The organism is Streptomyces sp. NPDC053560 (genome assembly GCF_044544605.1).
Lineage (GTDB): Bacteria > Actinomycetota > Actinomycetes > Streptomycetales > Streptomycetaceae > Streptomyces.
Genome location: NZ_JBITXI010000008.1, coordinates 312,684 through 339,382, shown reverse-complemented (window position 1 = coordinate 339,382; position 26,699 = coordinate 312,684). Strand labels below are relative to the sequence as shown.

At 73.9% G+C, this 26,699-nt stretch carries 22 protein-coding genes and 3 pseudogenes; 5 read left to right on the top strand and 20 right to left on the bottom strand.

What is annotated here, in order from left to right; all coding sequences use genetic code 11:
• Positions 1-53: 53 nt before the first annotated feature.
• From ACIGQF_RS21335 to ACIGQF_RS21315, 5 genes are read right to left on the bottom strand one after another with little or no spacing between them, the layout of a single operon-like run.
• A complete protein-coding gene (locus ACIGQF_RS21335) occupies positions 54-1,400 on the bottom strand; it encodes a PP2C family protein-serine/threonine phosphatase (RefSeq protein ID WP_399712310.1) in 1,347 nt (448 codons plus the stop codon).
• On the bottom strand, positions 1,397-2,413 hold the full coding sequence (locus tag ACIGQF_RS21330) for a SpoIIE family protein phosphatase (RefSeq protein WP_399712307.1): 1,017 nt from the start codon (positions 2,411-2,413) through the stop codon (positions 1,397-1,399). The genes ACIGQF_RS21335 and ACIGQF_RS21330 overlap by 4 nt, the downstream gene beginning before the upstream one ends.
• Positions 2,410-2,829 (bottom strand): ATP-binding protein, encoded by a 420-nt coding sequence (locus ACIGQF_RS21325; RefSeq protein ID WP_399712641.1) that lies wholly within the window; start codon positions 2,827-2,829, stop codon positions 2,410-2,412. The genes ACIGQF_RS21330 and ACIGQF_RS21325 overlap by 4 nt, the downstream gene beginning before the upstream one ends.
• A 46-nt stretch (positions 2,830-2,875) precedes the next feature.
• On the bottom strand, positions 2,876-3,286 hold the full coding sequence (locus ACIGQF_RS21320) for an STAS domain-containing protein (RefSeq protein WP_399712303.1): 411 nt from the start codon (positions 3,284-3,286) through the stop codon (positions 2,876-2,878).
• On the bottom strand, positions 3,283-4,155 hold the full coding sequence (locus tag ACIGQF_RS21315) for an STAS domain-containing protein (protein ID WP_399712300.1): 873 nt from the start codon (positions 4,153-4,155) through the stop codon (positions 3,283-3,285). The genes ACIGQF_RS21320 and ACIGQF_RS21315 overlap by 4 nt, the downstream gene beginning before the upstream one ends.
• Positions 4,156-5,023: 868 nt before the next feature.
• Here ACIGQF_RS21315 and ACIGQF_RS21310 point away from each other — a divergent pair.
• Positions 5,024-5,685: pseudogene (locus tag ACIGQF_RS21310) on the top strand (TetR/AcrR family transcriptional regulator).
• On the opposite strand, the gene ACIGQF_RS21305 reads toward ACIGQF_RS21310, so the two are convergent.
• The 5 genes and pseudogenes from ACIGQF_RS21305 to ACIGQF_RS21285 form a co-directional block, all read right to left on the bottom strand.
• Positions 5,668-5,826: a hypothetical protein gene (locus tag ACIGQF_RS21305; RefSeq protein WP_399712670.1), complete on the bottom strand. Its 159-nt coding sequence runs from the start codon at positions 5,824-5,826 to the stop codon at positions 5,668-5,670. The pseudogene ACIGQF_RS21310 and the gene ACIGQF_RS21305 sit on opposite strands and share 18 nt — an antisense overlap.
• Before the next feature lie 189 nt (positions 5,827-6,015).
• Positions 6,016-6,494, bottom strand: a pseudogene (locus tag ACIGQF_RS21300) (ABC transporter ATP-binding protein); the annotation flags it as partial.
• Positions 6,491-6,852 (bottom strand): annotated as a pseudogene (locus tag ACIGQF_RS21295) (iron chelate uptake ABC transporter family permease subunit); the annotation flags it as partial. The pseudogenes ACIGQF_RS21300 and ACIGQF_RS21295, both read right to left, overlap by 4 nt.
• Before the next feature lie 35 nt (positions 6,853-6,887).
• On the bottom strand, positions 6,888-7,517 hold the full coding sequence (locus tag ACIGQF_RS21290) for a class I SAM-dependent methyltransferase (RefSeq protein ID WP_399712297.1): 630 nt from the start codon (positions 7,515-7,517) through the stop codon (positions 6,888-6,890).
• Positions 7,518-7,540: 23 nt separating this feature from the next.
• Positions 7,541-8,605: an NAD(P)/FAD-dependent oxidoreductase gene (locus ACIGQF_RS21285; protein WP_399712294.1), complete on the bottom strand. Its 1,065-nt coding sequence runs from the start codon at positions 8,603-8,605 to the stop codon at positions 7,541-7,543.
• Between the two features lie 39 nt (positions 8,606-8,644).
• On the opposite strand from ACIGQF_RS21285, the gene ACIGQF_RS21280 reads away from it, so the two are divergent.
• Positions 8,645-9,250 carry a helix-turn-helix domain-containing protein gene (locus ACIGQF_RS21280; protein WP_399712291.1) on the top strand — a complete coding sequence of 202 codons (606 nt, stop codon included), beginning with the start codon at positions 8,645-8,647 and terminating at the stop codon, positions 9,248-9,250.
• A 30-nt stretch (positions 9,251-9,280) separates the two neighbouring features.
• On the opposite strand, the gene ACIGQF_RS21275 is transcribed toward ACIGQF_RS21280, so the two are convergent.
• The 4 genes from ACIGQF_RS21275 to ACIGQF_RS21260 form a co-directional block, all read right to left on the bottom strand.
• The gene (locus tag ACIGQF_RS21275; RefSeq protein ID WP_399712287.1) at positions 9,281-9,613 is read right to left on the bottom strand and encodes a glyoxalase superfamily protein; all 333 of its coding nucleotides are present in this window, start codon (positions 9,611-9,613) and stop codon (positions 9,281-9,283) included.
• 4 nt (positions 9,614-9,617) lie between these two features.
• Positions 9,618-10,427, bottom strand: a complete 810-nt coding sequence (locus ACIGQF_RS21270) for a thioesterase family protein (protein ID WP_399712284.1) — start codon at positions 10,425-10,427, stop codon at positions 9,618-9,620.
• 108 nt (positions 10,428-10,535) lie between these two features.
• Positions 10,536-12,995 (bottom strand): beta-glucosidase, encoded by a 2,460-nt coding sequence (locus ACIGQF_RS21265; RefSeq protein WP_399712281.1) that lies wholly within the window; start codon positions 12,993-12,995, stop codon positions 10,536-10,538.
• Between the two features lie 68 nt (positions 12,996-13,063).
• Complete coding sequence (locus ACIGQF_RS21260; protein ID WP_399712278.1) at positions 13,064-14,338, bottom strand: MFS transporter; 1,275 nt, start codon at positions 14,336-14,338, stop codon at positions 13,064-13,066.
• Between the two features lie 171 nt (positions 14,339-14,509).
• On the opposite strand from ACIGQF_RS21260, the gene ACIGQF_RS21255 reads away from it, so the two are divergent.
• On the top strand, positions 14,510-15,118 hold the full coding sequence (locus ACIGQF_RS21255) for a TetR/AcrR family transcriptional regulator (protein WP_399712275.1): 609 nt from the start codon (positions 14,510-14,512) through the stop codon (positions 15,116-15,118).
• Between the two features lie 24 nt (positions 15,119-15,142).
• Here ACIGQF_RS21255 and ACIGQF_RS21250 read toward each other — a convergent pair whose 3' ends face one another.
• The 4 genes from ACIGQF_RS21250 to ACIGQF_RS21235 all read right to left on the bottom strand — a co-directional run bounded on the left by ACIGQF_RS21250 (position 15,143) and on the right by ACIGQF_RS21235 (position 20,538).
• On the bottom strand, positions 15,143-16,384 hold the full coding sequence (locus ACIGQF_RS21250; RefSeq protein WP_399712637.1) for an MDR family MFS transporter: 1,242 nt from the start codon (positions 16,382-16,384) through the stop codon (positions 15,143-15,145).
• Between the two features lie 29 nt (positions 16,385-16,413).
• Positions 16,414-18,333, bottom strand: coding sequence for an ABC transporter permease subunit (locus ACIGQF_RS21245; protein WP_399712272.1), 1,920 nt, complete (start codon positions 18,331-18,333; stop codon positions 16,414-16,416).
• Positions 18,334-18,353: 20 nt separating this feature from the next.
• The gene (locus ACIGQF_RS21240; protein WP_399712269.1) at positions 18,354-19,877 is read right to left on the bottom strand and encodes an ABC transporter substrate-binding protein; all 1,524 of its coding nucleotides are present in this window, start codon (positions 19,875-19,877) and stop codon (positions 18,354-18,356) included.
• A 79-nt stretch (positions 19,878-19,956) separates the two neighbouring features.
• Positions 19,957-20,538, bottom strand: coding sequence for a GNAT family N-acetyltransferase (locus ACIGQF_RS21235; RefSeq protein ID WP_399712267.1), 582 nt, complete (start codon positions 20,536-20,538; stop codon positions 19,957-19,959).
• A 178-nt stretch (positions 20,539-20,716) separates the two neighbouring features.
• On the opposite strand from ACIGQF_RS21235, the gene ACIGQF_RS21230 reads away from it, so the two are divergent.
• Together ACIGQF_RS21230 and ACIGQF_RS21225 are read left to right on the top strand one after the other, a co-directional pair.
• A complete protein-coding gene (locus ACIGQF_RS21230; RefSeq protein WP_399712263.1) occupies positions 20,717-21,691 on the top strand; it encodes a UTP--glucose-1-phosphate uridylyltransferase in 975 nt (324 codons plus the stop codon).
• Positions 21,692-21,736: 45 nt separating this feature from the next.
• Positions 21,737-23,953, top strand: a complete 2,217-nt coding sequence (locus tag ACIGQF_RS21225; RefSeq protein ID WP_399712260.1) for an ArnT family glycosyltransferase — start codon at positions 21,737-21,739, stop codon at positions 23,951-23,953.
• Positions 23,954-24,057: 104 nt separating this feature from the next.
• Here ACIGQF_RS21225 and bla read toward each other — a convergent pair whose 3' ends face one another.
• Together bla and ACIGQF_RS21215 are read right to left on the bottom strand one after the other, a co-directional pair.
• On the bottom strand, positions 24,058-24,987 hold the full coding sequence (gene bla, locus ACIGQF_RS21220; RefSeq protein WP_399712257.1) for a class A beta-lactamase: 930 nt from the start codon (positions 24,985-24,987) through the stop codon (positions 24,058-24,060).
• Positions 24,988-25,044: 57 nt separating this feature from the next.
• Positions 25,045-26,694, bottom strand: a complete 1,650-nt coding sequence (locus ACIGQF_RS21215; protein ID WP_399712255.1) for a penicillin-binding transpeptidase domain-containing protein — start codon at positions 26,692-26,694, stop codon at positions 25,045-25,047.
• Positions 26,695-26,699 lie beyond the last annotated feature (5 nt).

Below are 26,699 nucleotides of genomic sequence, written 5' to 3'. Positions count from 1 at the left end.
GGGACGGTGAAGCCCCCGGGGCCCGGGGGCTTCACCGTTCTGCGCCGCGCCGCTCAGCCCGGGTGGACGACCCGTACGGCCAGGGCGAGGGTGTCGTCGGAGTGCAGTATGACGCGGTGCATGTCCTGGGCGATGGCGCCGGGGATCTCCTCGATCGGCAGGTGCCGGTGGTTCCGGGCGCTGTCGATGAGCCGGCGTTCGCCCTCCAGCGGGTCGCGGCGGCTCTCGGTCAGGCCGTCGGTGTAGAGCATGAGCAGGTCACCGGCCGCGAGACGGGTGTCGAGCACCTTGTCGCTGCCGGGTACGGGGAAGCCGATGCCCCGCCCCCGCGCCTCCTGGTACTCCCCCGTGCCGTCCGCGCGCAGCACGAGGGCGGGCGGGTGGCTCCCGTTGGCCAGCTGGAGGCGGCCGGTCGCCGGCTCGATCCTGGCCAGCAGCACCGTCGCCATCAGGTCGGGGTCGTAGGGCGCGAGGACTTCGTTGACCCGTTCGACGATGAAGTGCAGCGGGTGGCCTTCGAGGGCCAGCGTGCGGACGGCGTGAGTGACGTTGAGCGCGCTCTTGGTACTGCGTACGCCGTGCCCGAGGGCGTCCACGACGGTGATGTGGACGGTTCCGTCGGGCAGCACGAACCAGTCGTAGAAGTCGCCGCCGGTCGGCGCTGCCGCCTCGGCCGGCGCGTAGTGCACCGCCAGCTCCAGGCCCTCGACGGCGATGGGGGACGGCCGCAGGGCGTCCTCCAGCTCGCGCAGCATCTCGCCGTGCGCGTTGCGCAGCTGCTCATCGCGCTCTTCGAGCTGGACGTAGAGCGCGAGCACGCCGCTGTTGGTCTCGGCGAGTTCGTGCTTGAGGCGCTGGTGCTCCGCGTTGACGGCGTCCACGTGCGCGAGGGCGGTGCGCAGCTCCTCCTCCAGCGCGGCGACCTCGGCCGAGGGACCCGGCGGCTGCCCCGCCCCGTCCTGCCGCGCGGCCCGGTCCCCGCCCGCCTGCACGGCCTGCCGCCCGTCGACGACCGCCGAGAGCGCGCCACCGTCCAGGCCGATCCCCTCGGCGGGCACGTCGCCGAGCCCGCCGGAGCCGGGAGGCGCGCCGGGCGTGACGCGCCAGACCGCGGCGCCGTCGGTGGTGGCCTGCGCGGGCAGCGGCAGACCAGAGGTGGGCAGCAGGCAGCGCTTGAGCGGGGCGCGCAGAATGACGGTCAGCGGACTCGGCTCGCCGCTCTGCCGTGCGGGCAGCGTCTCCAGGACGGTGTAGCCGCCCGCCTGGAACTCCTGCTGCGCGACCGCAGATATGGCGAGAACCAGCCGTGCCCGGGTCTCGATGGGCAGCCGGTGGGCGTCGCCGAGGCGGCGTACCGCACCGCGGAGCGCCGGCAGCGTGTGAAAGGTCTGCGGGGTCACGGCATTCTCTGTCGGGGAGTGGCGGCCAGTACGGTCGCGTCGTCGCGGGTGATCCGGTGTCCGTGTGCGAGGGAGGCGGCCAGCAGCGGCGGCGGCAGCCTGAGGGAGAAGAGCGGGGGCGTCTGGCTCCAGCGGTGGTTGATGCCGTCCGTGTACAGTACGGCGATCGTGGCCGGGCCCAGCGGGATGTCACTGACCCGGCCGGCGGTGGGCAGTCGCAGGCCGACGATGCCGGGGCGGCCGGTGAGCCGGTGGTGGACGCCTTCCGGGCCGAGCGCCAGGACACGGATATTGCCGACGCCGCAGTACTCGCCGCGCTCCTCGTGCAGGCGCAGCAGGCCCACCGCGGCCCCGCGGGTGCGCCGCAGGGCCCGGTGGACGGTGGTGAGAATGTCCGGCAGCGGCGCGTCCGGTACCCGGCGGAAGGCCCGCAGCGCCGTCTGCGCGGCCTCGGCCGCGAGCGCCCCGTGGCCCAGGCCGTCGACGACCATCGCGGTGCGGAACTCGCCGGTGTCGATGACCGTGCAGGCGTCGCCGCTCTCCTGCTCGCCGTCGGCGGGCAGGCACACCGCGCCCACCCCGCCGTCGCATGCCGGAAGCTCATCCGGTGCGCAGAGCCGGGCGCAGGCCAGCGTCCCCTCGGCGGAGCCGCTGCGGATGCTGAAGTGGGACGCTATCCGGCGTACCGCACCCAGGCCGGCGCCGAGCGTGCCGGTGGTGCTGAAGCCGTCCCTGAGGCAGCGTTCCAGCTCGGGCATGCCGGGGCCGCGGTCGGCTGCGAGCACCTCCAGGCCGCCGCCCGTGGGCAGTTGCTGGAGGTAGAGGACGCCGTCCGTGGCGTGTTTGGCGAGGTTGCTGCCCAGTTCGGACGCGATGACCGCGGCCTGGTCGGGCAGCGCGCCGGGCAGCCCCGACCGCTCGGCGAGCTGCCGGGCGGTCCGGGCGGCGACGTGAACCGCGCTGTAATGATCGATGCGGACGGCGAGGGTGGGCGGGACGGAAGGGTCGGTCAACGGCTCGCCCACCGTGTGGCCACGACGGTCGTGCCACGGCCTTCCGTGCTGTCCACCTCGAACTCGTCCATCAGCCGGCGTGCGCCGCCCAGGCCGTGCCCCAGCCCGGCACCCGTGGTGTAGCCGTCGGTGAGGGCGGTCTCCAGGTCGGCGATGCCGGGTCCCTTGTCCCGCACGACCAGGCGCAGCCCCGTCTTGTCGGCCACGGCCGGGTGCTCGATGGTGAGGGTGCCGCCCCCGCCGTGGATGTAGGCGTTGCGGGCCAGTTCGCTGGCGGCCGTGACCACCCGCGTCTGGTCCACGATGCCGAAACCGGCGCGGATGGTGGCCGCCCGCACGGCGTGCCGTACGGCCAGCAGGTCCTCCTCGCTCTCGACGGGGTACATCGACGGCGCCTCTCTGCCGCCGGTGACCACCTCTTCCGGTCCGGCGCCGGTCAAGTCGGCGACGTCCGCGTGCAGTTCACCTATGGGCGTCACGCAAGACTCCCTCGGGTGCCTGGGGACTTCGGTGCCAGCCCAGGGCGGTCAGGCCCTGTTCGGCGTTGAGCGCGGTCTCCACACCGGTCAGCTGGAGTCCGAGTTCGACCAGGGTGATGGCGACGGGGGGCTGCATGCCGGCCACTATGACCCGCGCGCCGAGCAGGCGGGACATCGTGGTCAGTTCCATCAGCATCCGTGCCACGTAGGAGTCGATGATCTCCAGCCGGGAGATGTCGATCAGTACGCCGCGCGCGCGGTCGGACGAGATCCGCTCGGTCAGCTCGTCGGCGAAGGCGACAGCCGTCTTGTCGTCGAGCTCGTTGAGCAGCCCTGTCACCAGGACGTCGCCGAGGCGGAGGATCGGCACTCCGGTCGATGCGGACACGGTCATCGCTCCGTCAGGGTGGCCGAAGCGGGCGAGTCCCTGAGCTCGATGGCCGCGGACAGCGCGTCGGCGAGCGTGGCACGGGTGAGGATGGTGGACAGGTCGATGCCCAGCTGGGCGATGGTCTGCGCGATGGGCGGCCGAATGCCGCTGATCACGCAGTCGGCGCCCATCAGCCGTACGGCGTTGACCGTGTGCATGAGGTGCTGCGCGACCGCGGTGTCCACCGTGGGGACGCCGGTGATATCGATGATCGCGACCCGCGCCTCGTGCTCCTGGATCGCCTGGAGGAGGTTCTCCATGACGACTTGGGTGCGGGCGGTGTCCAGGGTGCCGATCAACGGGACGGCGAGCACCTGACGCCACAGGCGCACCACCGGCGTGGAGACCTCCAGCAGCTGCCGGCTCTGCCGCCGGATGATCTCCTCGCGGCCCTCGACGAACGTGTCGAAGCTGAGCGCCCCGGCACTGTCCAGCAGCTGGTTGATCAACAGGGCGGCGGCGAACAGCTCGTCGCCGTCGTGCGTCCGCCGCTGCACGCACTCCAGCAGCGCCTCCTTGAGGCTGAGCACCGCCATGGCCGTCGCGGTCGGCGACGCGCCCTTGCGGGCCCTGCGCATGGAGAACTCGGACACCGCGCGGCGCAGGTCCTGGTGGGTGGCGACCACCCGCTCCACGGGCGCGTCACTGCGCAGACCGGCGCCGAGCACACCGACGAGTCCGTCGGCCTCCTCCCGCAGCAGGCTTTCGCTCAGGTCGGTGCCCTGCTCGGCCCGCGTCAGCTGCAACTGCACCCAGCGGTCGGCGATGTCGTCGGCCTCTGCCTCCAACGCACCGGCGACAAGCTCCCGCGCGCCGGTCTCGGTGGAACTCAAAACCACGGTCCTTCCAGGTCAACGGCGATTCCGGGCGGCCCCCGGCAATGGTCTGCTGCGACCGGAAGCCACCTTTCCCGAGCTTCTTCGGCCCGGCAAATCTTACCGAGCGCAGTCAAGCACGCAAAGATCCACCCGCGCTGCCCCGCCGTCGGTCAAGTCCGGGCAGCCGCACCCCAGTACCCCGAAACGCATCTTTCGCACCTCTGATTTCGGGCACATTTTTCCGCGGCGTTGAGCGGGCCCCCGGACCGGGCCGTATGCCCCCGATCACCTGGACCGGTGGCCCTTCAGCGCGACCACAGCCCTCCCGCGCGGCCGACTTGTCCGACGCGCCACCCACTTCCTGTTCGGCCTTGGGCCGCCGCCCGGCCTTGCCCCTACCACCCGCTCCGGAATGGCGTTGCCGGCGAGCAGCGTGCCTGCCGATGGCGTCGTGCGCTTCGGAGCCGCGCCGACACCCGGGATGCGGGGGCGGTCACCGGTCAGCCGCAGGGCATGGTTGTGGACCGCCCGCGCGTGCTCCTCGTACGGGTCGGCGAACGGCTGACGGTCTCCGGCCCGGATCCGTCGTCGCAGGTCGCCCGCGTGCTCTGGTTGCTTCACACCCGTCACCTGTCCGCGGATCACGAGGGACTCCATCCGCGGATCACGAGGGGTTCCAGTGGCCTGGACCACTCCCCGGGTACGTCCACGTCCGGAAAGCGTGCGCCGCCCCTTTTCCACCTGGCGCCCGGCGGGCGACCGCACGGGGTGCCCCGCCCGGCCCCTCGACGCCGAGGCCGCCGACGGTTCCCTTCAGTCGTTTGACTCAGCTCGGCCGGCCACGTTCACTGAGCCCAGACGTCGGGAACCGAGGGGAAGCGTGATGGCCGGCAGGACGACCCGGTCCGGGCGGGCCGAGGGCACCAGGGAGACGATCCTCACCGTCGCGGAGCGGATGTTCGCCGAGCACGGTCTGCTCGCCGTCTCCAACCGCCAGGTCAGCGAGGCCGCGGGGCAGGGCAACAACGCCGCCGTCGGCTACCACTTCGGCACCAAGAACGACCTGCTGCGGGCGATCGTCCGCAGCACGCCCGGCGGATCGACGAGCTGCGGCAAGCCATGCTGGCCGAGACCGGTGACTCCGAGGACGTACGGGACTGGGTGGCGTGCCTCGTCCGCCCCGGCACCGATCATCTGGCCGAGCTGGAGAGCCCCACGTGGTTCGCGCGGTTCGCCATCCAGGTGATGACCGACCCGGTGCTGCGCGAGATCATGATCGACGAGACGTTCGGGCCGGCGGTCCAGCAGACGCTCGACGGACTCAACCGCTGCCTGCCGGACCTGCCGCTGCCCGTACGGATCGAGCGCGGCGGGATGGCCCGGCACCTGCTGATGCACATGCTGGCCGAGCGGGAGCGCGCCCTCGCCGGCAACACCCAGGCCACCGCCTCCACTTGGCCCGAGTACGCGAGCGGGCTCATCGACGCGATCACCGGCATCTGGCTGGCGCCCGTCACACCGGGCACGTCACACGTCCGCTCCTGAGCGGGCGCGCGGGACGACGACCGGCGAGCCGGCGCCGGGGGCCGGCAGGAGGCCCGCCTCCAGGCCGTAGACCTCCTTGATCAGTGCCTCGTCGACGATGTCGCGGGGTGCGCCCTGCGCGACGACGCGCCCGTCCTTCATGGCGACGAGTGTGTCTGCGTAGCGGGCGGCGGCAGCAAGGTCGTGCTGGACCATGACGACGGTGCGTCCCGCCGCGGCGGCCTCGCGGACGAGTTCCAGTACGTCGACGGCGCGGCCCGGGTCGAGGGCGCTGGTGGGCTCGTCGAGCAGGATGACGGGGGTGTGCTGGGCGAGGACCATCGCCAGCCAGCAGCGCTGGCGCTGCCCGCCGGTGAGCCGGCGAGGCGTTCGGCGGCCAGTTCGGTGGCGCCTGTGACCGCCAGCGCCTCGCGTACGGCGTCCTCGTCGGCCCGCGACCACTGCCGCAGCAGTCCCTGGTGCGGGTGGCGGCCGTGGCGGACCAGCCCGGCCCGGGTGACGGCTTCGGGGGCGTGCGGCGACTGGGGCAGCAGGGCGACCCGGTGGGCGGCCTGCCGTTGGCCGAGTTTCCAGATGTCCTCGCCCCCGGCCAGCATGGTGCCGGACTCGGGCCGGTGCAGCCGGGCGACGGTGCGCAGCAGGGTGGATTTTCCGCAGCCGTTGGGGCCGACGACGGCGGCGACCTGGCCTGCGGGGAGGGTGAGGCCGACGCCCCGGGCGACGGGGCGGCCGGGGTAACCGGAGTGCAGGGACCGGACTTCGAGGCCCGGCGCCGCGGCGGTCAGGGGGTCGGCCCTGGGGGTGTTCACGCCTTTCCGGTGGCCCGTTCCGTACGGAAGAGGACCCAGGGAAGGAACGGTCCGCCGAGGACGCTGGTGACGAGCCGACGGGAAGCTCGACAGGGGCGATGACGCGTCCCAGCGCGTCGGCGGCGGCGATGAGCGCGGCTCCGGTGAGGGCGGAGCCGGTGATCGGTACGCGCGTGGGGCCGGCCAGTCGCTGCGCGAGGACGGGGGCCGCGGGGGCGACGAAGGCGATGGGGCCGCCGACGCCCACGACGAGGCCCGCCAGGGCGACGACGACGGCGAGCGTGGTCGCCCGTACGCGCCGCAGGTAGACGCCCAGGGGGACTGCCATGTCGTCGTCGAAGCCCAGGAGTTGCAGCCGGAGGCAGGCACGGGGAGGGCGGCGAGGCCGGCCGGTCAGGGCCGCTTGCGGGCGCGCAGGACGGCGTCCTCCAGGGTGAGTTCCTGACCGCCGTGACCGGTGACCGACCGGCTCCTGGCCTCGGCGACGACGATCTCCCACCGGGCCGGATCCAGGTCCGCAGCGATCTCCTCCGCGGTGAAGTGCACCTCTCGCGGCGCACCGTGCACCGCGGCCGTCCCGTGCCCCGACGGGTGGTGCCCCACGACGAGCAGCGTGCCGCCCGGCGCGACCGCCGCGGCCAGCCGGCCGAACAGCGCCTCACGCGACGCCGCCGCATGCACATAGTGCGTGGAGACCAGATCGAAGTGGTCGGCGGGCGGCACCCAGGCGGTCAGATCTGCCTCCACCCAGTCGATGCGCTCCACCGCCTCCGCACCGGACATCTCCGCCTGCCGCCGGGCGTGTTCCAGCGCGCCGGCGGCGATGTCCACCGCCGTCACCCGCCAGCCGCGCTCGGCGAGCCAGCGGGCGTCGGCCCCCTCGCCGCAGCCCGCGTCCAGCGCCGTGCCGGGCGCGAGTGCCGCGGCCTCCGCCACCAGCTGGGCGTTGGGCTGCCGTACGCGGGTCGCGGTGTGGCCGCGGTAGCGCTGCTCCCAGAAGTCCTTGTCGAATTCCTCGGTCACGATGTTCGGTTCCTTTCCGTGGTTCACAGGCCGTGGCGCCGGTCGCCCGCGACCAGTTCGCAGACGCGCGCCTCGGACTCGGCAGAGAACGGGTCCCGGTACGCGGCGACCGCCCGCCGCGTCTCCTCGGCGATCAGGTCGCCATTGATCCGCGCGCCGGCCTGGGCGCCCGCAGCGGCGGCGGCGCCGACCTGGGACGTCGGATCGGTGACGTTCCCGGCGGCCCACACGTCGGCCACCTCGGTACGCCCTGTCGCGTCGGAGGGGAGGTACTCCCCCGCTCCGGACGGGTGTTCCGCGGGCCGCAGCCCGAGCCCCGCGAGGAAGCCGGCCCGAGCCGCCACCCGCGGCGCGACCGCCAGCGCTTCCCGGGCGACCACCGTGCCGTCGCCCAGCCGCACCCCGGTCAGCCGGTCGCCGGTGATCTCCAGGCCCGCCACCGGTCCTTCCACCACCCGGATCCCGCGCGCCGCCAGCTGTTCGGCCTGCTCGCCGGCCGGCGGTGCCGCGGTGTGGGTGAAGAAGGTGACGTCGTCGCTCCACTGCCGGAACATCAGCGCCTGGTGCACGGAGAGCGGCCCGGCGGCCAGCACGCCGATGGCGCGGTCGAGGATCTCCCAGCCGTGGCAGTACGGGCAGTGCACCACCTCCCGGCCCCACCGCTCCCGCAGCCCCGGCACGTCCGGCAGTTCGTCGACCAGTCCGGTGGTCACCAGCAGCCGGCGCGCGTGGACCGTACGGCCGTCGGTCAGCGTCACGGTCAGTCCTGCCGCGTCCCGGGCCGCCGTCGCGACCTCGCCGGTCACCACCTGTCCGCCGTATGCGCGGACCTCCGCCCGGCCCCGCTCCAGCAGCTCGGCGGGCGGCATCCCCTCCCTGCCCAGCAGGCCGTGCACGCCGTCCGCCGGGGCGTTGCGCGGCGCGCCCGCGTCGATCACCACCACCGACCGCCGCGCCCTGGCCAGCATCAGCGCCCCGTTCAGCCCCGCAGCGCCGCCACCGATCACCACTACGTCGTACTCGTTGTCCCATCGCTCGGTCACCGTGACCACCTCCTTCACGGACGACCATGCGGGCACCTCAGCCATACCCGCAAAATTCTTTGCCGGTATGGCAAGCTTGCGGATATGGACAACGACCTCGACCACGCACTGGAGGCAGTCGGCCCCCGGCTCCGCGCGCTGCGCACTCAGCGCGAGATCACGCTGTCCGAGCTGTCGGCGACGACCGGCATCTCGGTGAGCACCCTCTCCCGGCTGGAGTCCGGCGCCCGCCGCCCCAACCTGGAACTCCTGCTCCCCCTGGCCAAGGCCCACGGCGTCACGCTCGACGAACTCGTGGATGCGCCGCCCACCGGGGATCCGCGCGTCCACCTGCGCCCGGTCACCCGGCACGGCATGACCATGCTGCCGCTGACCCGCCGCGCCGGCGGCATTCAGGCATACAAGCTGATCATCCCGGCCGACAGCCCGCGCCGGGAGCCCGACCCGCAGACCCACGAGGGCTACGAGTGGCTCTACATCCTCAACGGCCGGCTGCGGGTGGTGCTCGGCGAACACGATCTGGTGCTCACGCCCGGCGAGGCGGCCGAGTTCGACACCCGTGTACCGCACTGGTTCGGCGCCGCCGATGATCAACCCGTGGAGATCCTCAGCCTGTTCGGGAAGCAGGGTGAGCGCGCCCACCTCCGCGCCCGCCCGAAGGCGAAGGAGTCCCCCGGGCAGGACGGCTGACGACGGGCGGGACTGCGGGCGGTGGTGGGTTCAGTCCGTCGGCGTGCCCACCCGCAGCCGGTTGCCGTCGGGATCGCGCAGCTCGATCTCGCGGGCCCACGGAGCGTCCGTCGGCGGGACCCCGAACGCCTCCGCGACCGCGTCGACGTCACGGACGCGGAGGTACACCAGTGTGTCGGGGCGGGCATCGCCCGCGTGCTCCGACAGGAACAGCCGCACCCCGCCGCGGGCGACCTCGACGAACGCGGGCAGCCCCGGTTCGAAGCGGTGCTCCCACTCCTGGGTGAAGCCCAGGCGCGCGTACCACGCGACCGCGGCGGCTGCGTCCGTGACGTGCAGAATCGGGATGACTTCCTCGTCCATCCGGTCAGTCTCCCGTGGGCTGCGGCCGGACGGTGAGGATCTGCTGCGCGTGTCCGACGGGGCCGGCCGTGTCGTGCAGGACGGTGCTGGTGATGCCCTGGCCGGTGGGCCCGAAGACGACGGTGGTGTCCAGGCCGGTCCAGCTCCCCTCGGGCTGCCGGTGCAGATGGATGGTCAGGTCGACATTGGGGAACATCCACTCGGCGGGCGACTGCCGGACGGCGATGCCGTTGGCCGTGTCGACCAGCGTGACGAAGGACGCCAGCGGGCTCGCCGGTTCCCCGGCGACGAGGTCCACACCGGTGGCGATCCAGGCGGTCGTACGGCCGGGCTGCGGCGGGGCGACCGGCCGCACGTCCAGGGTGCCGATGTAGCCGCCGGGCCACACGCCGGCCATGTGCCAGGGCTCCAGCTCCTCGGGCGGGGTGAGCCGGTCGGCGCCGCCGCCCGCGACGGCACCGGTGTCCAGGGAGGTCAGCAGCCAGGCGCGGGCACGGACCACCGGGCGGCCGGCTATCAGCACGGTGGCCTCGACCAGCTCGATGGTGCGGCCGGGCCGGACGGTCTCCACCCGGACCTCGCACTCGTCGGTGGCGAGCCGCCCGAGGATGTCGAAGCTGATCCGGCCGAGCACCATGCCCGTGTCGGGGCGTCCGGCCAGGTAACGGTCGATGGCGTGCACGACCAGTCCGCCGAGCGGGCTGAAGTGCTGCTCGTCCGGATCCCACGCGCCGCCGACGTGCGGAGTGGGCTTGTAGCGGTGCTCGTCGATGCGCTCGAAGTAGCTGTCCGGGGCCGGTGCGCTGGGGTTCAACGGGTACTCCTCGGCGGGCTTGCGAAGATCGAATGCGGTGCCGAGGCCAATGTAAACGGCGCAGCGGGGAGCGTGGCCCGCCGCCCTCGACGGGCGGCGGGCGGTGGCTCAGCTTTCGGCCGTCACACGGCTCCGCAGACGGATGTCGTCGAGGGAGCGGCCGGTCTCGGCGGTGTACGTGCCGGGGACCAGCCGCCAGCCGTGCGCCCCCTCGTCCCAGATCTCGGCCGCGCGGCGGGGCACGGCGACGGTCGCCTCGGCGGTCTCCCCGGGCGCCGCCGAGACCGTGGCGAAGCCCGCGAGACGGCGGGCCGGCCGCTCGACGGAGTCGCCGTCCGGGACGGCTAGGTAGACCTGCACCACCTCGCGGCCCGCCCGGTCGCCGGTGTTGCGCACCCGTACGGTGACCGTGCCCAGCGCGTCGCCGCCCGCTGCGGGCGTGTACGTGGCCGTCTCGTACTCCCAGTCGGTGTATCCCAGGCCGTGTCCGAAGCAGTACGCGGGCTCGGCGCCCGCCTTCTGCCACGCCCGGTAGCCGATGAAGACGCCCTCTTCGTAAGGGAGTTCACCGTTCTCGGGGGTCACGCGGGTGACCGGCGCGTCGGTGAGGCGGGCCGGCCAGGTGGTGGGCAGCCGCCCACCGGGCTCCTCGGCGCCGAGGAGGACGTCCGCGAGCGCCGCACCGGCCTCCTGGCCGGGGAACCAGCTGAGCAGCACGGCGGCCGCACCGTTCCGCCAGGGCATCTCCACGGGCGAGCCGGAGTTGACGACCACGACGGTACGGGGGTTGGCGGCGACCACCCGCTCGACCAGCTCGTCCTGGCGGCCGGGCAGCCGGAGGCCGGTACGGTCGAAGCCCTCGCTCTCCACCCGCTCGGTGGTGGCGACCACGGCGACGGCGGTGTCGGCGGCGCGGGCCGCCGCCACCGCCTCCTCGATGAGTTCCTCCGCGTCGCGCCGGGGCTCGCGGTGGGCGAGGGCGAACCCGACGGCCTGGATCGGCGCGTCCGGCAGCTGGGGAACGGTGTGCATCAGGGCGACCTCGACCGGCTCGCCCGCGGTGAGTTCCGCCTTCCCGCGTGCCACGGGAGCGCCGAAGAACGCCTCGAACGGGTCGGCGTGGTCGGGGCTCTCGGTGCCGTCGTGGAGCACGCGGCCGTCGACGGTGAGCCGGAGGCCGCCCACGCCCTTGGTGCCGAAGAGGTGCGTGCCGCTCTCGCGCGGGGTGAAGGTGCCGGTGATCTCGACGGTGTGCAGTGTTTCGTGGGTGACGCCGGCCGGCAGGTCGTCGCCGTGCCACTGGACCGCGCCATTGGGCAGTGTGGTCTCTCCCAGCACCCGCCCGGCCCGGTCCCGGCAGACGGCGCGCAGCATGAAGTCCCGTCCAGCTGCGGCCAGTTCGTCGCTGGGGTCGGCGCCCACGCAGTAGGTGAGGTCGCCCTCGGGGAGCGCGGCGCGCAGCCCGTCGAGCGGGGAGACGATGTGGTCGGGGAAGACCTGCGCCGAACCGCCGCCGAGTACGCGGGCGTCGCGGGCCGCGGCTCCGATGAGGGCGACGGTGCCGGGCCGGTCGGTTCCGAGGGGCAGGGTGCCGTTGTCGTTCCGTACGAGGACGAAGGCGCGGCGGGCGATCTCGCGGGCCAGTGCCGGGCCGTCGACCGGGGCCGGCAGGGCTGCGGGGGCGACGGCGGGCGGCGCGCCGTCGAGGGCGCCGACGCGGGCGGCGAGCCGCAGTACGCGGCGTACGGCGGCGTCGACCAAGGCCTCGTCGACCTCGCCCGCGCGGACGGCGGCGGCCAGCGCCTGGCCGTAGACGGTGCGCGGTCCGGGCATGGCGACGTCCAGGCCGCCCTCGATCGCGCCCTTGGTGGAGCGGGCGGCCATCCAGTCGGAGACGAGGAAGCCGTCGAATCCCCACTCGCCGCGCAACACCTCGTTCTGGAGGTGATGATGCTCGGTCATGGTGGTTCCGTTGACCGAGTTGTAGGCGGCCATGACGCCCCAGGGACGGGCCTTCTTGACGATCGTCTCGAACGGCGCGAGGTACAGCTCGCGCAGCGGTCGCGGGGCGACGAGGTTGTCGACGGTGAAGCGCTCGGTCTCGGCGTCGTTGGCGACGAAGTGCTTGACGGTGGTACCGACGCCGCCTTCCTGCACTCCGGTGACGTATCCGGCGCCGATCTCACCGGTGAGGTGCGGGTCCTCCGAACAGCACTCGAAGTGGCGGCCGCCGAGCGGGGAGCGGTGCAGGTTGACGGTCGGCGCGAGGAGGACGTGCACACCCTTGCGGCGGGCCTCCTGCGCGAGCAGATGACCGGCGCGGCGGGCCAGTTCCGGGTCCCAGGTCGCGGCCAGCGCGGTGGGGCTGGGCAGCGCGACGGAGGGGTCGTCGGCGGTCCAGCGGACGCCGCGCACCCCGATCGGGCCGTCGGACATCACCAGCGACCGCAGGCCGATCTCGGGCAGTGCGGGCAGCGCCCACATGTTCCGGCCGGCCAGCAGCCGGGTCTTGGCGTCGAGGTCCAGCTTGCCGAGCGCGTCCTCGACGGTCGCGTCGTACGGGGTCATCGGCGGCTCCTCCTTGGTGCGCGGGGATGGTGCGTCGGGCGAGGCGGCCCGGCCTGTGCCGGCCGGGCTCATCGGGTGCCCTTGATGCGGGTGACGAGGACGGATCCGGCGAGCGCCGCGGCGGCGGCGATGCCGAACAGCAGGGGATAGTTCTCTCCCCCGCCGGTCGCCAGGACGAACGGTGCGATCATCGGCATCAGCGACTGCGGGAGCGCGTTGGCGATGTTGACGATGCCGAGGTCCTTGGCGGGGTTGGCCCGGTCGGGCAGCACCTGGGTGATCATCGCCATGTCGACGGCGTAGAACAGCCCGCCGCCGACGCTCATGACGAGCTGGGCGACGACGATCCAGGCCAGGTCGGGTGCGAGGGCCAGCAGGGCGAGCCCTGCCGCGACCACGAGTCCGGCCGCGACCACGAACGGCTTCCGGCGGCCGGACCGGTCGGAGACCCAGCCGCCGGCCGCGGCCATGACGGACTGGACGGCGTAGCCGGCGGCGACGAGCAGTGCCACGGCGCCGGCCGTGGCCGCGGCGCTCAGGCCCATCCGGTAGGGGAGGTAGTAGGCCAGGTAGGTCATCGGCGCGACCGAGCCGAACATGACCAGGAACTTGGTGAGCCAGGCCCAGCCGAAGTCCGGGCTGCGGCGCGGGTCGAAGACGAAGCTGCCGAGGAACTCCCGCAGCGAGAACGGCTCGGGCGGTTCGGCGGGCGGGCGGTCGGCCAGCCGGAGGACGAACCAGCCGACGAACACGACGGTCAGGACGGCCGGCAGCAGGAACATCACCCGGGGGTCGGAGCTGACCGCGGCGATGCCCGATCCGGCCAGCACGGCCGCGGTGAGGCCGGTGCCGATGGCGCCGGAGGCGCTGCCGCGGGCCGCTTCGGGGACCTGGTCGGGGATGGTGGCCATGAGCGCCGCGTAGACGGCGTTGAAGGCGGCCTGGACGAGGGCCCAGCCGGCGACGAGGGCGGGTACGGAGGGCACGAAGGCGATCACCGTCAGGCCCAGCAGACCGCCGAGCACTCCCCCGACGAGCCAGGGGCGGCGCCGGCCGAAGCGGGAGCGGGTGCGGTCCGAGAGTCTGCCGAAGAGCGGGTTGGCGATCACCGCCACGACGGCGCCCACGCCGAGGACGAGGCCCAGTACGGCTTCCTTGCGGTGCGGGGCGACGTCCGCGACGCGCAGCGCCATGGTGACGATGACCGGCGTCATCAGGGCGCTGTACAGGCCGAAGTTGGCGAGTCCGAGGCGGAGGACGAAGCCGCGCTGCGCGGTGTCCGTGGCGGGCCCCATGGACCCGGCGGGTCTGGTGGCGGGGGCGGGAACGGCTGCCTGATCCACTGCCGTACCTCCTCATTGAGGCAATGAAAACGGCTCGGACAGGGAGGAGGCGGGGGCGGCTCCCTGTTGTTCGCAGCATCCTGTACCTGCCACCTGTTGAACGGTAGGCGTCGTTTTCTTTTCGTTACCTTCAAGGATCCGGGGCGTTTCCGCTCGGCTAGGCTCGGATTCGTGAAAGCGAACGGACGCGGGGCACGGCACGGCAAGGGGCGCGCCGTGCGCGGCGAGGACCGCCGCGCCGAGCTCCTCCGAGCGGCATTGGAGGTCATCGCGGAGCGCGGCTACCGCGGCGCCTCGCTGAGCGCGGTCGCCGAGCGCGTCGGCATCACCCAACAGGGGCTGCTGCACTACTTCCCGAGCAAGGAAGCACTGCTCGTCGCCCTGCTGGAGGCGCGGGACGAGTGGGACATCAGCGGCGGGCCGCGGCCCGGCGGCGAGCCCTGGCCACTGGACCTGTACGCCTCACTGGTCGAGTACAACGCGATGCGGCCCGGCATCGTCCAGACGTTCTCTGCCCTGCTCGGCGAGAGTGTCACCGGTGACCACCCGGCGCGGGAGTTCTTCGCCCACCGGTACGAACTGGTGCGGCAGTCCGCCGCCGGCTCACTGCGCGGCGAGTTCGGCGACCGGCTCCCCGGCGGCCTCACCCCGGAAGAAGCGGCGCCCCTCCTCATCGCGGTGATGGACGGCCTTCAGTACCAGTGGCTCCTGGACCCCGAAGCCGTCGACATGCCGGCCGCGTTCCGCGCGCTGCTCCGGCTCCTCGGGCGCGCGGACTAGGCCGTTTCTCCTCGGGCGCGCTGACTAGACCGTTTCCCGGGGCCGGCGGGGCAGCAGGAGGACGGCCAGGGCCGGTACCGCGGCGAGGGTGAGCCAGGGGACGGCCGGCGGGAGTCCCGTGGTGAGGAGGGAGCCGGTGGCGGAGCTGCCGAGCAGCACGAGGAGGCCGGAGACGGAGGACATCGCGCCGGTGTAGAGGCCGAGGCGGCCGTCCTCGGCGAGGTCGGGGACCCAGGCGCGGGCAGCGGGCGCGACCAGCATCTGACCGAGGGTCAGCAGGACGACGAACGCGGCGGCGGGGAGCAGACCCGGTACGCCCGTCCAGCCCGCCGGGCGGGCGAGGGCCACCACCCCGAACCCGGCAGCGATGAGCAGCAGCCCGGCCGCCATGGAGCGGCGCAGGTCCAATCGGTCGGCCGCCCAGCGGGTGACCGGCAGCTGGGCCGTCACGACCAGCAGCGAGGACAGCGCGAACAGCCAGGCGAGCGGGGCCTGCGACCCGGCGGCGCGGGCCACCTCCTCGGGGAGGGCCAGGTAGAGCTGGTTGTAGGCGAGCAGGTAGGCGCCGTAGGCCACGCACAGGGCGAGGAAGCGCCCGTTGCGCAGAGCCGTGCGGATGCCGCCCCTGCCGCGTGTCCTGGCCCGGCCGGGGATGTGCTGGGGCAGCAGCCGGGCATGGCCGGCCAGGACCAGCACGAAGACGGCGGCTCCGGCGAGGCAGGCCGTGCGGAAGTCCACGGCCAGCAGGAGGGAGCCGAGGAGCGGGCCGAGGAACGCGCCGGCCTGGCCGGCCACGGTGAGCAGTGCCAGCACCCGGGTACGGGGGCCGTTGCCCGCGTCCTCCCAGGCCACGGCCTGCCGGGCGACCTCGGACTCCACGGCGGGCGAGAACAGCGCGGCGGCGAAGCCGATGAGCAGCACCGCGCCGATCACGGCCCAGGGCCGTGCCGCGTACCCCAGCCACGCGAAGCCCGCGATCCGCAGCACGCAGCCGGTCAGGACGACAGGCCGCACGCCGTACCGGTCGGCCAGCGCGCCGCCCACGACGAACAGCCCCTGCTGGCTGAAGGTCCGCAGGCCCAGCACCAGTCCGACCAGCCAGCCGGCCATGCCGACCCCGGTGCCGAGGTGTTCGGCGAGGAACGGCAGGACGGCGAAGAAGCCGATGTTGAAGGCGAGCTGGGTGAGGATCAGCAGGCGGAGGAGTGGCGAGAGGGCCCGCCAGGTGTGCGCGAGCGAGCCGGGCGCCCGGAGCCGCGACGCGATCCTCCCCCGCCCTCGGGAGCGGACGTCGGTCACACCAACTCCCGTACGTTGTCAGCCTGTTGAGCGTCGGCCGGACTCGCGTCCGGGAGGAGTTCGCCCGGGCCGGTGCCGTCGCCAGGGCCGCCGGGGGCGGGGGCACCCCTGCGGCGGCGGCCCCGGAAGGCGCCCGCCGCCGTCACCGCGAGGGCGCCGAGCAGGGCGAGGACGGCGGCCGGTGCGAGCACCGTCCAGGGGGCGCGTTCCACGTACGGCTGGTTCTCGGCGAGCAGCAGCCCCCACTCCGGCGACGGCGGCTGCGCGCCCAGCCCCAGGAAGCCGAGCGCGGCCAGGGCCAGGGCGATTCCGGGCAGCCGGACCAGCGCGTGGCGGGTGACGGGCGGCAGGACGGCCGGCAGCAGCTCGTGCCGGAGCACGTACATGCGGCCCGCGCCCAGCGCACGGGTCGAGGAGAGGTGGGTGGTGGCCCGTTCCTGCTGGAGCAGGGCCGAGGTGTGCGCGGCCAGCGGTGCCCACGCGACGGCGGCCACGGCGAGCGCGGGCGTCGACGGGCCGCTGCCGGCGACGCCCGCGACGAGCAGGCCGGCGAGGACGGGCGGTACGGCGTTGACGGTGTCGACCAGGGGTCCGGAGAGCCGCGGCAGCAGGCCAAGCAGGACGCCCGCCACGAGCGCCGCGGCGCTCAGCGCGAGGGCGAGCGTCAGGGTGTCGAGCGCGCCATGGGCGACGCGCGCCAGCATGTCCCGGCCGAGGGAGTCGGTGCCGAAGGGATGTGCCGGGGAGGGCGCCCGGAGCTTGGCGGTGGTGTCCAGGGCCAGCGGGTCGCGGGGCAGTCCGGCCGCGATCACGCCCAGCAGCGCCACGCCGTAGAGGACCGGCAGGGTCCGGCGGGTGGGCGGGACGGGCCGGTGGAGCGTCGGCAGCGCGCCGTCGCGCAGCGCGGGACCGAGCAGCAGCCGGGCGGCGCCGCGGGTCACGGCCCCGGCGACCGCCGCGAGCAGGACGAGGGCCAGCGTGCCGGCCTGGAGGACGGGCAGGTCCTGGGCGGTTGCGGCCTGGAGGGTGAGGCGGCCGAGCCCGGGAATGTCGAAGATCTGCTCCACGGCGACCGCGCCGCCGGTCAGCCCGACGACGAACAGCCCGAGGTTGGGCAGCAGTCCGGGGACGCAGCGGCGCAGGGCGTGCCGGGCGACGCGCCGGGCGGGCAGGCCGCGCGCGGTGGCGGCCAGCGCCCAGGGCTCGGCGAAGGCGCCGGGCAGCAGGTCGTCCAGCACCCGGCCGAGCAGGCCGCCCGCCGGCAGCCCCAGCGCGAGCGCGGGCAGCACCATCCACTGCGGCCCGTACCAGCCGAGCGCGGGCAGCCAGCCGAGCTGTACGCCGACCACCGTGGCCAGCACCGACCCGGTCAGGAACTCCGGCAGCGCGGCCAGCATCGCCGTGCCGCTGCCCCCGGACCGCCGGCCGCCCGTCCGACGGGCCGCGCCGAGCCGGAGGGTCCGGGCGCACACCGCCCCGGCCGTGAGCAGGGCGACCACCAGGGCACCGGCCATGAGCAGCAGGGAGGCGCCGAGGGCCTGGGCGACGGACGGGGTGACGTCGGCGCCGGAGATCCAGGACCGGCCCGCGTCGCCGTGCAGGAACAGCCGTCCGAGCCACTGCCCGAGCAGGTGCAGCGGCCCGGCGTCGAGCCCCAGCTCGTCCCTGATCGCGCGCAGCACATCGGGGGTGGGGTCGCGGTCGGCGGACCGCGCCTTGAGCACCGTCAGGGCGGGATCGGTACGGGACAGCCAGGGCAGCAGGCCGATGCCGCACACCAGGACGGCGGCGAGGACGAGCCGCCAGACCAGCGCGGGGGCACGCCCGCGGCCGAGCGCCCCGGCCGCCGCGCGTATCCGTACCGCCGGACCGGCGTGCTCACCGCCTCCGGTCACACCGGTCCCGCCGCGCCGCATACCGCTGCCCCGCCCGCCGCTCAGCGCCGCGTTCCGGTGCCGAGGAGGGCACGCTCGTACGGGTCGTAGGTGACGCCCTGCACGGAGGTGCCGACGCCGGTGATGATCCGCTGGTGGACCAGCGGCACCACCGCGTCCGTGCCGAGGACCGCGGCCTCCGCCGCCATCGTGGCGTCCTGCCGCTCGGCGGTGTCCGCCTTGCCGGCCGCCTTGGCCACGGCCGCGTCGGCCTGCTTGTCGCACAGCTGCGCAAGGTTGTAGCTGCCCTTGCAGGTGTAGTCGCTGGCGAGGATCGACACGGGGTCGCCGGTGTCGAGCATGGTGTTGCGGGCCGAGACGATTGCGTCGAACTTGCCGTCGAGCGCGTCGCTCTCCAGCCGCGCGTAGTCCCGCACCGTCAGCTCGACCTTGAAGCCCGCCTTCTCCAGCTGCCGCTGGAGCACCTGCGCGACCTCGGGCAGCTCGGGCCGGTTGTTGTACGTGGCGATGTTCAGGGTGCGGCCGCCGGGGGCCGCCGCCTCCGCCCGCCCGGACGGCTTCTCGCGCTTGCCCTCCGCCCAGGTCAGCGCGGGGCCGAAGATGCCCTTGCCCGGGTCCGCGTGGCCCTCGTACACGCCCTTGGCGAGCGCGGAGGTGTCGATCGCCTGCCGGGCGGCGGCCCGCAGGCCGGCGTCGGCGAAGGCGCCCTTGCGGGTGTTGAGCAGCAGGCTCGTGGTGCGGGAGGTGCCCGTCTCGTGGACGGTCTTCTTGTCCAGGGAGGCCGCCTGGGAGACCGGAACGGCCTCGGCGATGTCGACCTCTCCGGTGCGCAGCGCGTTGGTGCGGGCCGCGCCGTCGGCGATGAACCGCGCGTCCACGCCGGACGCCTGCGCCCGGCCGCCCCAGTAGTCGTCGAAGCGGTCGAGGGACGCCCGGGTGGTGCCGGTGACCTTGGTGAGTTCGAAGGGCCCGGTGGCGGTGCCGACGGGGTCGACGGTGTCCTTCGCGCCGGCGCCGGCCTTCTTGCCGTCCGCGTACGCCTTGCCGGAGAGGACCGCGAGGCCGGGGCTGGACATCCGGAGCGGCAGCGCCGGGTCGGCGTCGGCGGTGGTGATCCGGACCTTCCGGTCCCCCGCGGTCTCGGCGGTCAGCCGCACACCGGACAGCGCGGCGGGCACGGGCTTCGCCTCCGCGGCGTGGGTGAGGGACGCCGCGACGGCCTTCGGGGTGACCTCGGAGCCGTCCTGGAACGTGGCGTCGCGCAGCGTGAACAGCCAGCTGTGGCCGTTCTCGCGGGTCCAGGACTCGGCGAGCGCGGGCACCGCGGTCCCGTTGGCGTCCAGCCGGGTCAGCCCCTCGGTGACGCCGAGCCGGCTGAGGAGGGTGGCGTCGGCGCCGTACGGGGAGAAGTGCTCGGCGGGCGGGAAGGCGAGCGCGACCCGCAGCCGGTCGCCGCCCGCGGCGCCGGACGACGACGACCCGCCGTTGTTGGCGGCGAAGCAGCCGGAGAGCAGGGGGGCGAGCAGTACGGCGGCGGCGAACCGACGGCGGCGGAGAGGGCTCATGGTCCTCGTTCTCTGCGTTGCTGGGATGAGGGGTACGTGGCGGGCGGGTGCGACGGTCAGGGCACGGGGAGCGCCGGGGTCAGGAGGCGCGGTCCGCTCCGGCCAGGGCGCGGGGTGCCGGGACAGGCACCGGCAACGGCACCTCGAAATGGACGATGCCCTGCCCGCCGTCCGGCAGCAGCCGTTCGTCGCAGACGACGGTGCCCAGCGACCGCCAGAACGGCTCGGCGCCGGTCACCGCCGGGTCCGTGTGCAGATACACCGCGCGGTAGCCGCCCTCGGCCGCCGCGAAATCCATCAGCTGCCGGACGAGCAGGCGGGCGAGTCCGTGCCGCCGGTGGGCGGGCTGTACGTAGATGCGGCGCAGCTGCGCGGTCTCGCCCGAGGGGAAGCGCTCGGCGATCTCGCGGGGGTTCGGCGGGTGGGCCGGGCCCCGGGAGTCGAGGGCGCCGGTCGCGACGACCGTCCCGTCCGCCTCGTCGACGGCCACCAGCAGCGTGTGCCGGACGGGTGCGACGTAGGCTCCGTCAAGATCGATGATGTCGCGGTGCCAGCGCGGTACGTACCCCGTGCCGAAGTCCCGGTAGACCGTGTCGAGCATGACGCCACGGGCTCCGTCGAGGTCGTCGGGGGTCGCCGTCCTGATGCTGTAGCCGCGCATTTGCACATCATATGCATGAGCTAAATCCGCACAGAAACCCCCACTGTACGGCTCTTTCCGCAGGCCACACGGCGGCACCTCTTCACAGCTCGCTCAAAGGACGGGCCAAGCCTCCCCACATCGAAGGGACGCAGGGTGTGAGGGCAACTTGCACTTCTCCGTTCCCGTGAGGATCTCCATGCCCGTACGCAGCTCCCTGCCCGTACGCACCGCCGTGCGCAAGGCCGTCGTCCCCGCCGCCGGTCTCGGCACCCGCTTCCTGCCCGCCACGAAGGCCACGCCCAAGGAAATGCTGCCGGTCGTCGACAAGCCGGCGATCCAGTACGTCGTGGAGGAGGCGGCCGGCGCGGGTCTGGACGACGTGCTGATGGTCACCGGCCGCGGCAAGCGTGCGGTGGAGGACCACTTCGACCGGGCGCACGAGCTGGAGGAGGTGCTGGCCGCCAAGGGCGACGACGACCGGCTGGCGACCGTACGGGATCTCTCCCGGCTGGCGCGCATGCACCACGTCCGGCAGGGCGCTCCGCTGGGGCTGGGCCATGCCGTGCTCCGCGCACGCGACCACGTGGGCCAGGAGCCGTTCGCCGTACTGCTCGGTGACGACCTGATCGACCCGCGGGACGCGCTGCTGACGGACATGCTCGCGGCACGGACACGGTTCGGCGGCAGCGTGCTGGCGCTCACCGAGGTCGATCCCGCGCAGACCCACCTGTACGGCTGTGCCGCGGTCGAGCGGACCGACGAGGACGACATCGTCCGGGTGACCGGACTGGTCGAGAAGCCGGCACCCGGCGAGGCCCCCAGCAACTACGCGGTGATCGGGCGGTACGTGCTCGACCCGGCCGTCTTCGAGGTCCTGGAGCGCACGGCTCCCGGGCGCGGCGGCGAGATCCAGCTCACCGACGCGATCCACGAGCTGGCGGGGCGTGCCGACGGAGCGGGCGGACCCGTGCACGCCGTGGTCTTCCGGGGCCGGCGGTACGACACCGGGGACCGGGCGTCGTACCTGCGCGCCGTCGTGCAGCTGGCGTGCGGCCGGCCCGACCTGGGCCCCGGCTTCCGCTCCTGGCTGCGCGGGTTCGCCGAGACGTTGCCGGGCACGGAGCTGCCCGCCGACGTCGCCGCGGTACCGGCCGCGGCCGCCGCCCACTGACCATCCCCTTCCGAGCCATCCCCTTCCGAGGAAGAGCCTCTCGCCATGACCGCCCCTCCCGTTCCCGCCGCCCCGGCCGCACCCCCGCGGTCCCGGCCGGCGTCACTCCTGCTCGGCCGCCGGGACGAGCCGCGCTGGTCGCGCCCCGCGCTGTGGGCCGCGCTCGCCGTCGCCGCACTCCTGTACCTCTGGAGCACATCCGCGAGCGACCTCAACAGCTTCTACTCCGCCGCCGTGTACAGCGGCACGCAGAGCTGGAAGGCGTGGTTCTTCGGCTCCCTCGACGCCGGTGACTTCCTGACCGTCGACAAGCCGCCGTTCGCCCTGATGGTCATGGGCCTGTCCTGCCGCATCCTGGGCTTCGGCACCTGGCAGATGCTGCTGCCGATGGTCGGCGCGGCGCTCGGCTCGATCGCCGTCCTGCACACCGCGGTGAAGCGGGCGTTCGGGCACGGCGCCGCGGCGGTGGCCGCGTTCGTCCTGGCGCTCACGCCGATCACCGTGGCGATCACCCGGGACAACAACCCCGATCCGCTGCTGGTGTTCCTGATGGTCACCGGCACCGTGCTGGCGCTCCGCGCGATACGCACCGGCCGGCTGCTGCCGCTGCTCGGCACGGCCCTCGCCATCGGGCTGGCCTTCCACACCAAGATGCTCCAGGCGTACATCGTCCTGCCTGCGGTCGCCGCGGTGTACCTGTACGCCGCGAACCTCGGTCTCGCGAAGCGGATCCGCAACCTGCTGCTCGCCGGCGTCGCCCTGGTGGCCGCCAGCGGCTGGTGGGCGCTGGCCGTCCAGCTCTGGCCCGCGGACAGCCGCCCGTACATCGGCGGTTCGACCGACGGGACCGCCTGGGACCTGATCCTCGGCTACAACGGCCTGGGCCGCGTCCTCGGCGGCGAGGGCAACGGCGGGGGCGGTGGCGGAGGCGGCGGCGGTTTCTCCGGTGCCGCCGGCTGGGGCCGGATGTTCAACGAGACGCTCGGCGGCCAGATCTCCTGGCTGCTGCCCTTCGCGGGCATCGCGCTGGTCGCCGGGCTCGTACTGCGCGGCCGGTCGCCCCGCACCGATCCCGTGCGCGCCGCGCTGCTGATGTGGGGCGGCTGGACCGTCCTCCACTACCTGGTGTTCAGCCTGTCCGAGGGCACCGTGCACCCCTACTACACGACGGCCCTGGCCCCGGGCATCGCGGCGCTGTGCGGCGGTGGCGGCGCGCTGCTGTTCCGCGCGTTCCGCGACAGCCGCCGCTGGATCTGGGTACTGCCCGCCGCGCTCGCCGTGACGGCGGGGTGGGCGGTCGTCCTGCTGCACCGCGCCGCGGACTGGAACGGCTGGCTCGTACCGGTCGTCGTGGTCCTCACGCTCGCCGCGCTGGCGGGTCTGCTGGTCTTCCGCACCTCGGACGGCGCACGGGCGGCTCGCCGTACGAACCTGCTCGCGGTGTCGCTCGTCGTGGCCGTGGTGGCCGCGCTGGCCGGACCGGCGGCGTACGCTGCCTCGGTCCCGCTCTCCTCCGGAGGCGGCGGCATGGGCGGGGTCAACCCGACGGCGGGCCCGTCGACCGGCGGCGGCATGGGCGGTCCCGGCGGGCTCGGTGGTCCCCCTTCGGGCGGGAAGGGCCGCGTGCCCGATGGCGCGGAGGGCGGCATCCCCTCGGGTGGTGGTGGCCCGGGTGGTACGTCCGGTGGTCCGGGCGGTGCGCCCGGTGCCTCGGGCGGGCCTTCCGGTGGCATTGGTTCCGCCGGTGGCAAGGGGTCGTCGGAAGCCGGCGGTAGGCCGCAGATGCCGGGCGGCGGCTCGGCGGACGGCAGCGCGCGCCGGGGTGGCGGTCAGGGCGGTGGCCCCGGCGGGATGGGCGGTGCGGACAGCAAGATGCTCTCCTACCTGGAACGGCACCGGGACGGTGCCACCTGGCTGGCGGCCGTCTCCAACTCCCAGAGCGCCGCGTCGATGATCCTCAGCAGCAAGCAGCCCGTGATCTCCATGTGGGGCTTCACCGGCTCGGACCGGGCGATGACCGTAACCACGCTGAAGTCCCTGGTCAAGGCCGGCAAGCTGCACTACGTGCTGGTCGGCGGCGGCATGGGCGGCGGCCCCGGCGGCGGCAACAGCCTCTCCACCGAGGTCAACGCCTGGATCAAGAAGCACGGCACGGCGGTGAAGGCGTCCGAGTACGGCGGCAAGACCTCCTCCTCCGGCACGGGCAACGGCACGAACAACAGCCGGACGCTGTACCGGCTGGACGCGGCCGACATCGACTGACGCCCCGCCCGGCCCCCTCGGCCCCCGGCCCACTCGGCCCCCTCCGACCTCCCCTGACGCATCGTCAGGGTCCGGAGGGGGTCGGCGTACGTATCGGCGGGCCCTCAGGCGATGCGTGCCGCCACCAGCTCCGCGGCCTTGGCGACCAGCGGGTTCTTCGCGGGCCCCGCGGGGTCGTAGGTGGTGGAGAGCACGGACAGTGCGAGCGGTGCGCCGTGCGGAGGCCACACCACGCCCACGTCGTTGGCGACGCCGTAGTCCGAGCCGCCGCCGGTCTTGTCCGCCAGCACCCAGTCGGCGGGGAGACCGGCGCGGAACCGCTCGGTGTTGGTGGTGTTGGCGACCAGCCAGCCGGTGAGCCGCTCGCGGTCCGGCGGGGTGAGCGCGCGCCCGAGGAGGAGCCGGGCGTAGGTCGTCCCGACGGCCCGCGGGCTGGTGATGTCGGTCCGCCGCCACGGCTCGGCGGAGTTCAGCTCGGGCTCCCACCGGTCCAGCCGGGTGACGCCGTCCCCGAGCGAGCGGCAGAACCGGGTGATGGCCGTCGGGCCGCCCAGCTCGCGGAGGAGCAGGTTCGCGGCGGCGTTGTCGCTCTCGCCGACCGCGGCGGCACACAGTTCACCGACCGTCATGCCGCCCGCCAGGTTCTCGGGCTTTCCGGTGACGGGCGTGTGTCCCGCCTTCTCGACCTCGCTGCGGGTGTAATGGATGCGCCGGGCCAGGAACTCGCCGTCGCGGTCGAGGTCGCGCAGGACGGCGCCCGCGGTGAGCCCCTTGAAGACCGAACACATCGGGAAGCGTTCGTCCGCGCGGTACCGCACCGTGCGGCCCGTTGCCATATTGCGGGCGAACACTCCGAGGCGGGCCGCGTACTGCTCTTCGAGCGCCTGCAACTGCCCGGTGATGCCGTCGGCCCGCCCGGCCCGGGGCCCGCCGGCGTACGCCGTGCCGCTCGCGGGCAGGGCGGCGGCCAGGGCCGTGCCGGCGCCGAGCGCCAGCACCGTACGACGGGACGGACGCGTTCTGGTGGTTTCCACGTTCCTTCTCTCCTCTGTGGGCAACAAACTCTCCTGCGGATGCAACGACGTCGCGGATCAGCCGATCTTCTTCAGGAAGCGCGCCGCGACCGGGCCGGCGTCCGCGCCGCCGGACCCGCCGTCCTCCAGGAACACCGCCCAGGCCAGGTCGGATCCGCCCTGGTAGCCGATCATCCAGGCGTGGGTGTGCGGCGGATTGTCGGTACCGAACTCCGCGGTGCCGGTCTTGGCGTGCGGTGCGCCCGGCAGGTCTTTCAGTGCGTGTCCCGAGCCCGAGGTGACCGTGGCGCGCATCATCTTCCGGAGGTCGTCGGCCACGTCCGCATCGAGCTTCTCCGGAGCCCGGTACCTCTTCTTCACCGCCTCCGGCACCAGCACCGGCTGCTCGAAGGACCCCTGCTTGACGGTGGCCGCGATGGACGCCATGACCAGCGGTGACGCCTGGACGCGAGCCTGTCCGATGGCCGCGGCGGCCTTGTCGTTGGCGCTCGTGGCGGCCGGGACACTGCCGTCGTACGTCGTGATGCCCACGTCCCAGCCGCCGCCGATGCCGAACGCCCGCGCGGTGTCGCGGAGCGACGTGTCGGAGAGCTTGCCGGCGGCGTCGACGAAGAAGGTGTTGCAGGAGCGGGCGAAGGCGTCCTGGAACGTGGCGTCGTCCGGCAGGGTGAACAGGTCCTGGTTCTCGAAGCGCTGGCCGTCGACGCGGGCGTACTTCGGGCACGCCGCCGGGTCCGCGGGGCTCAGGCCCCCCTTCAGCAGCGCCGCCGCGGTGACGACCTTGAAGGTGGAACCGGGCGGATAGCGTCCCGCCAGGGCACGGTTCAGCCCACCGGGCTTGTTCGCGGCCGCCAGGACATGCCCGTTGCGCGGGTCGACGGCGACGATGGCCGCCTTCTTGGTGACCCCGGACAACGCCTCGGCCGCCGCCCGCTGCACGCGCGGGTCGATGGTGGTCCGTACGGGACGGCCCTTGGTGGCCTTCACCGCGGTGAGCGTCTTGACCGGCTGTCCGCTCGCGCGGTCCACGATCACCACGGACTTCTTCGGCCCCTTGCCGCCGGAGAGGCGGGCGTCGTACCGCGCTTCGAGGCCGGAAGTGCCCTTGCCGGTGGCCTCGTCGACGGTGCCGACGAGGGAGGCGGCAGCCAGCGGGTCGCCGTCCTTGTCGAGCACCTTCGCCCGGGTGTTCCGGCTCTTGAGGGCGAGCGTCTGACCGGCCTTCATCTTCGGGTGGACCATCGGCGTCGTGAACTCCACCGTCCACCGGCCGGAGGTCTGCCGCAGGCGGGCCTGCGCGTCCCACCGGACGGGCCCCGCGCCCGGTATCCGCATCGCCACCGTGAAGGGGAGGCGCACCTCCCCGTCCCGCTCCTTCGCCCCGTCGCCCGGGGTCACCTCGGTCGCGGACGGGGCGAGGTTCGTCAGGACGGAGGTGAGGAGCGACCGGGCGGCGTCCGGGCTGTCGGTGTATGCGGCGGCCTTGCGTGCCTCGCCGTCCTCCCAGGCCCCGGCGAACCGCTCGAACCGGGCGGTCGCCGCGACCACCTGCGGGTCCTGCGCGCCGCGGTCCGCCAGCAGGAAGTGGTAGCCGACCCCCACTCCGCCGCCCAGGACGAGCAGCGCTGCGGCGCTTCCGTACAGCCGTCGGCGACTCCGCCGCCGATCGTGCCGGCCCGGTCCCGCCGGAAGATCCAGGTACGTCATGTGGC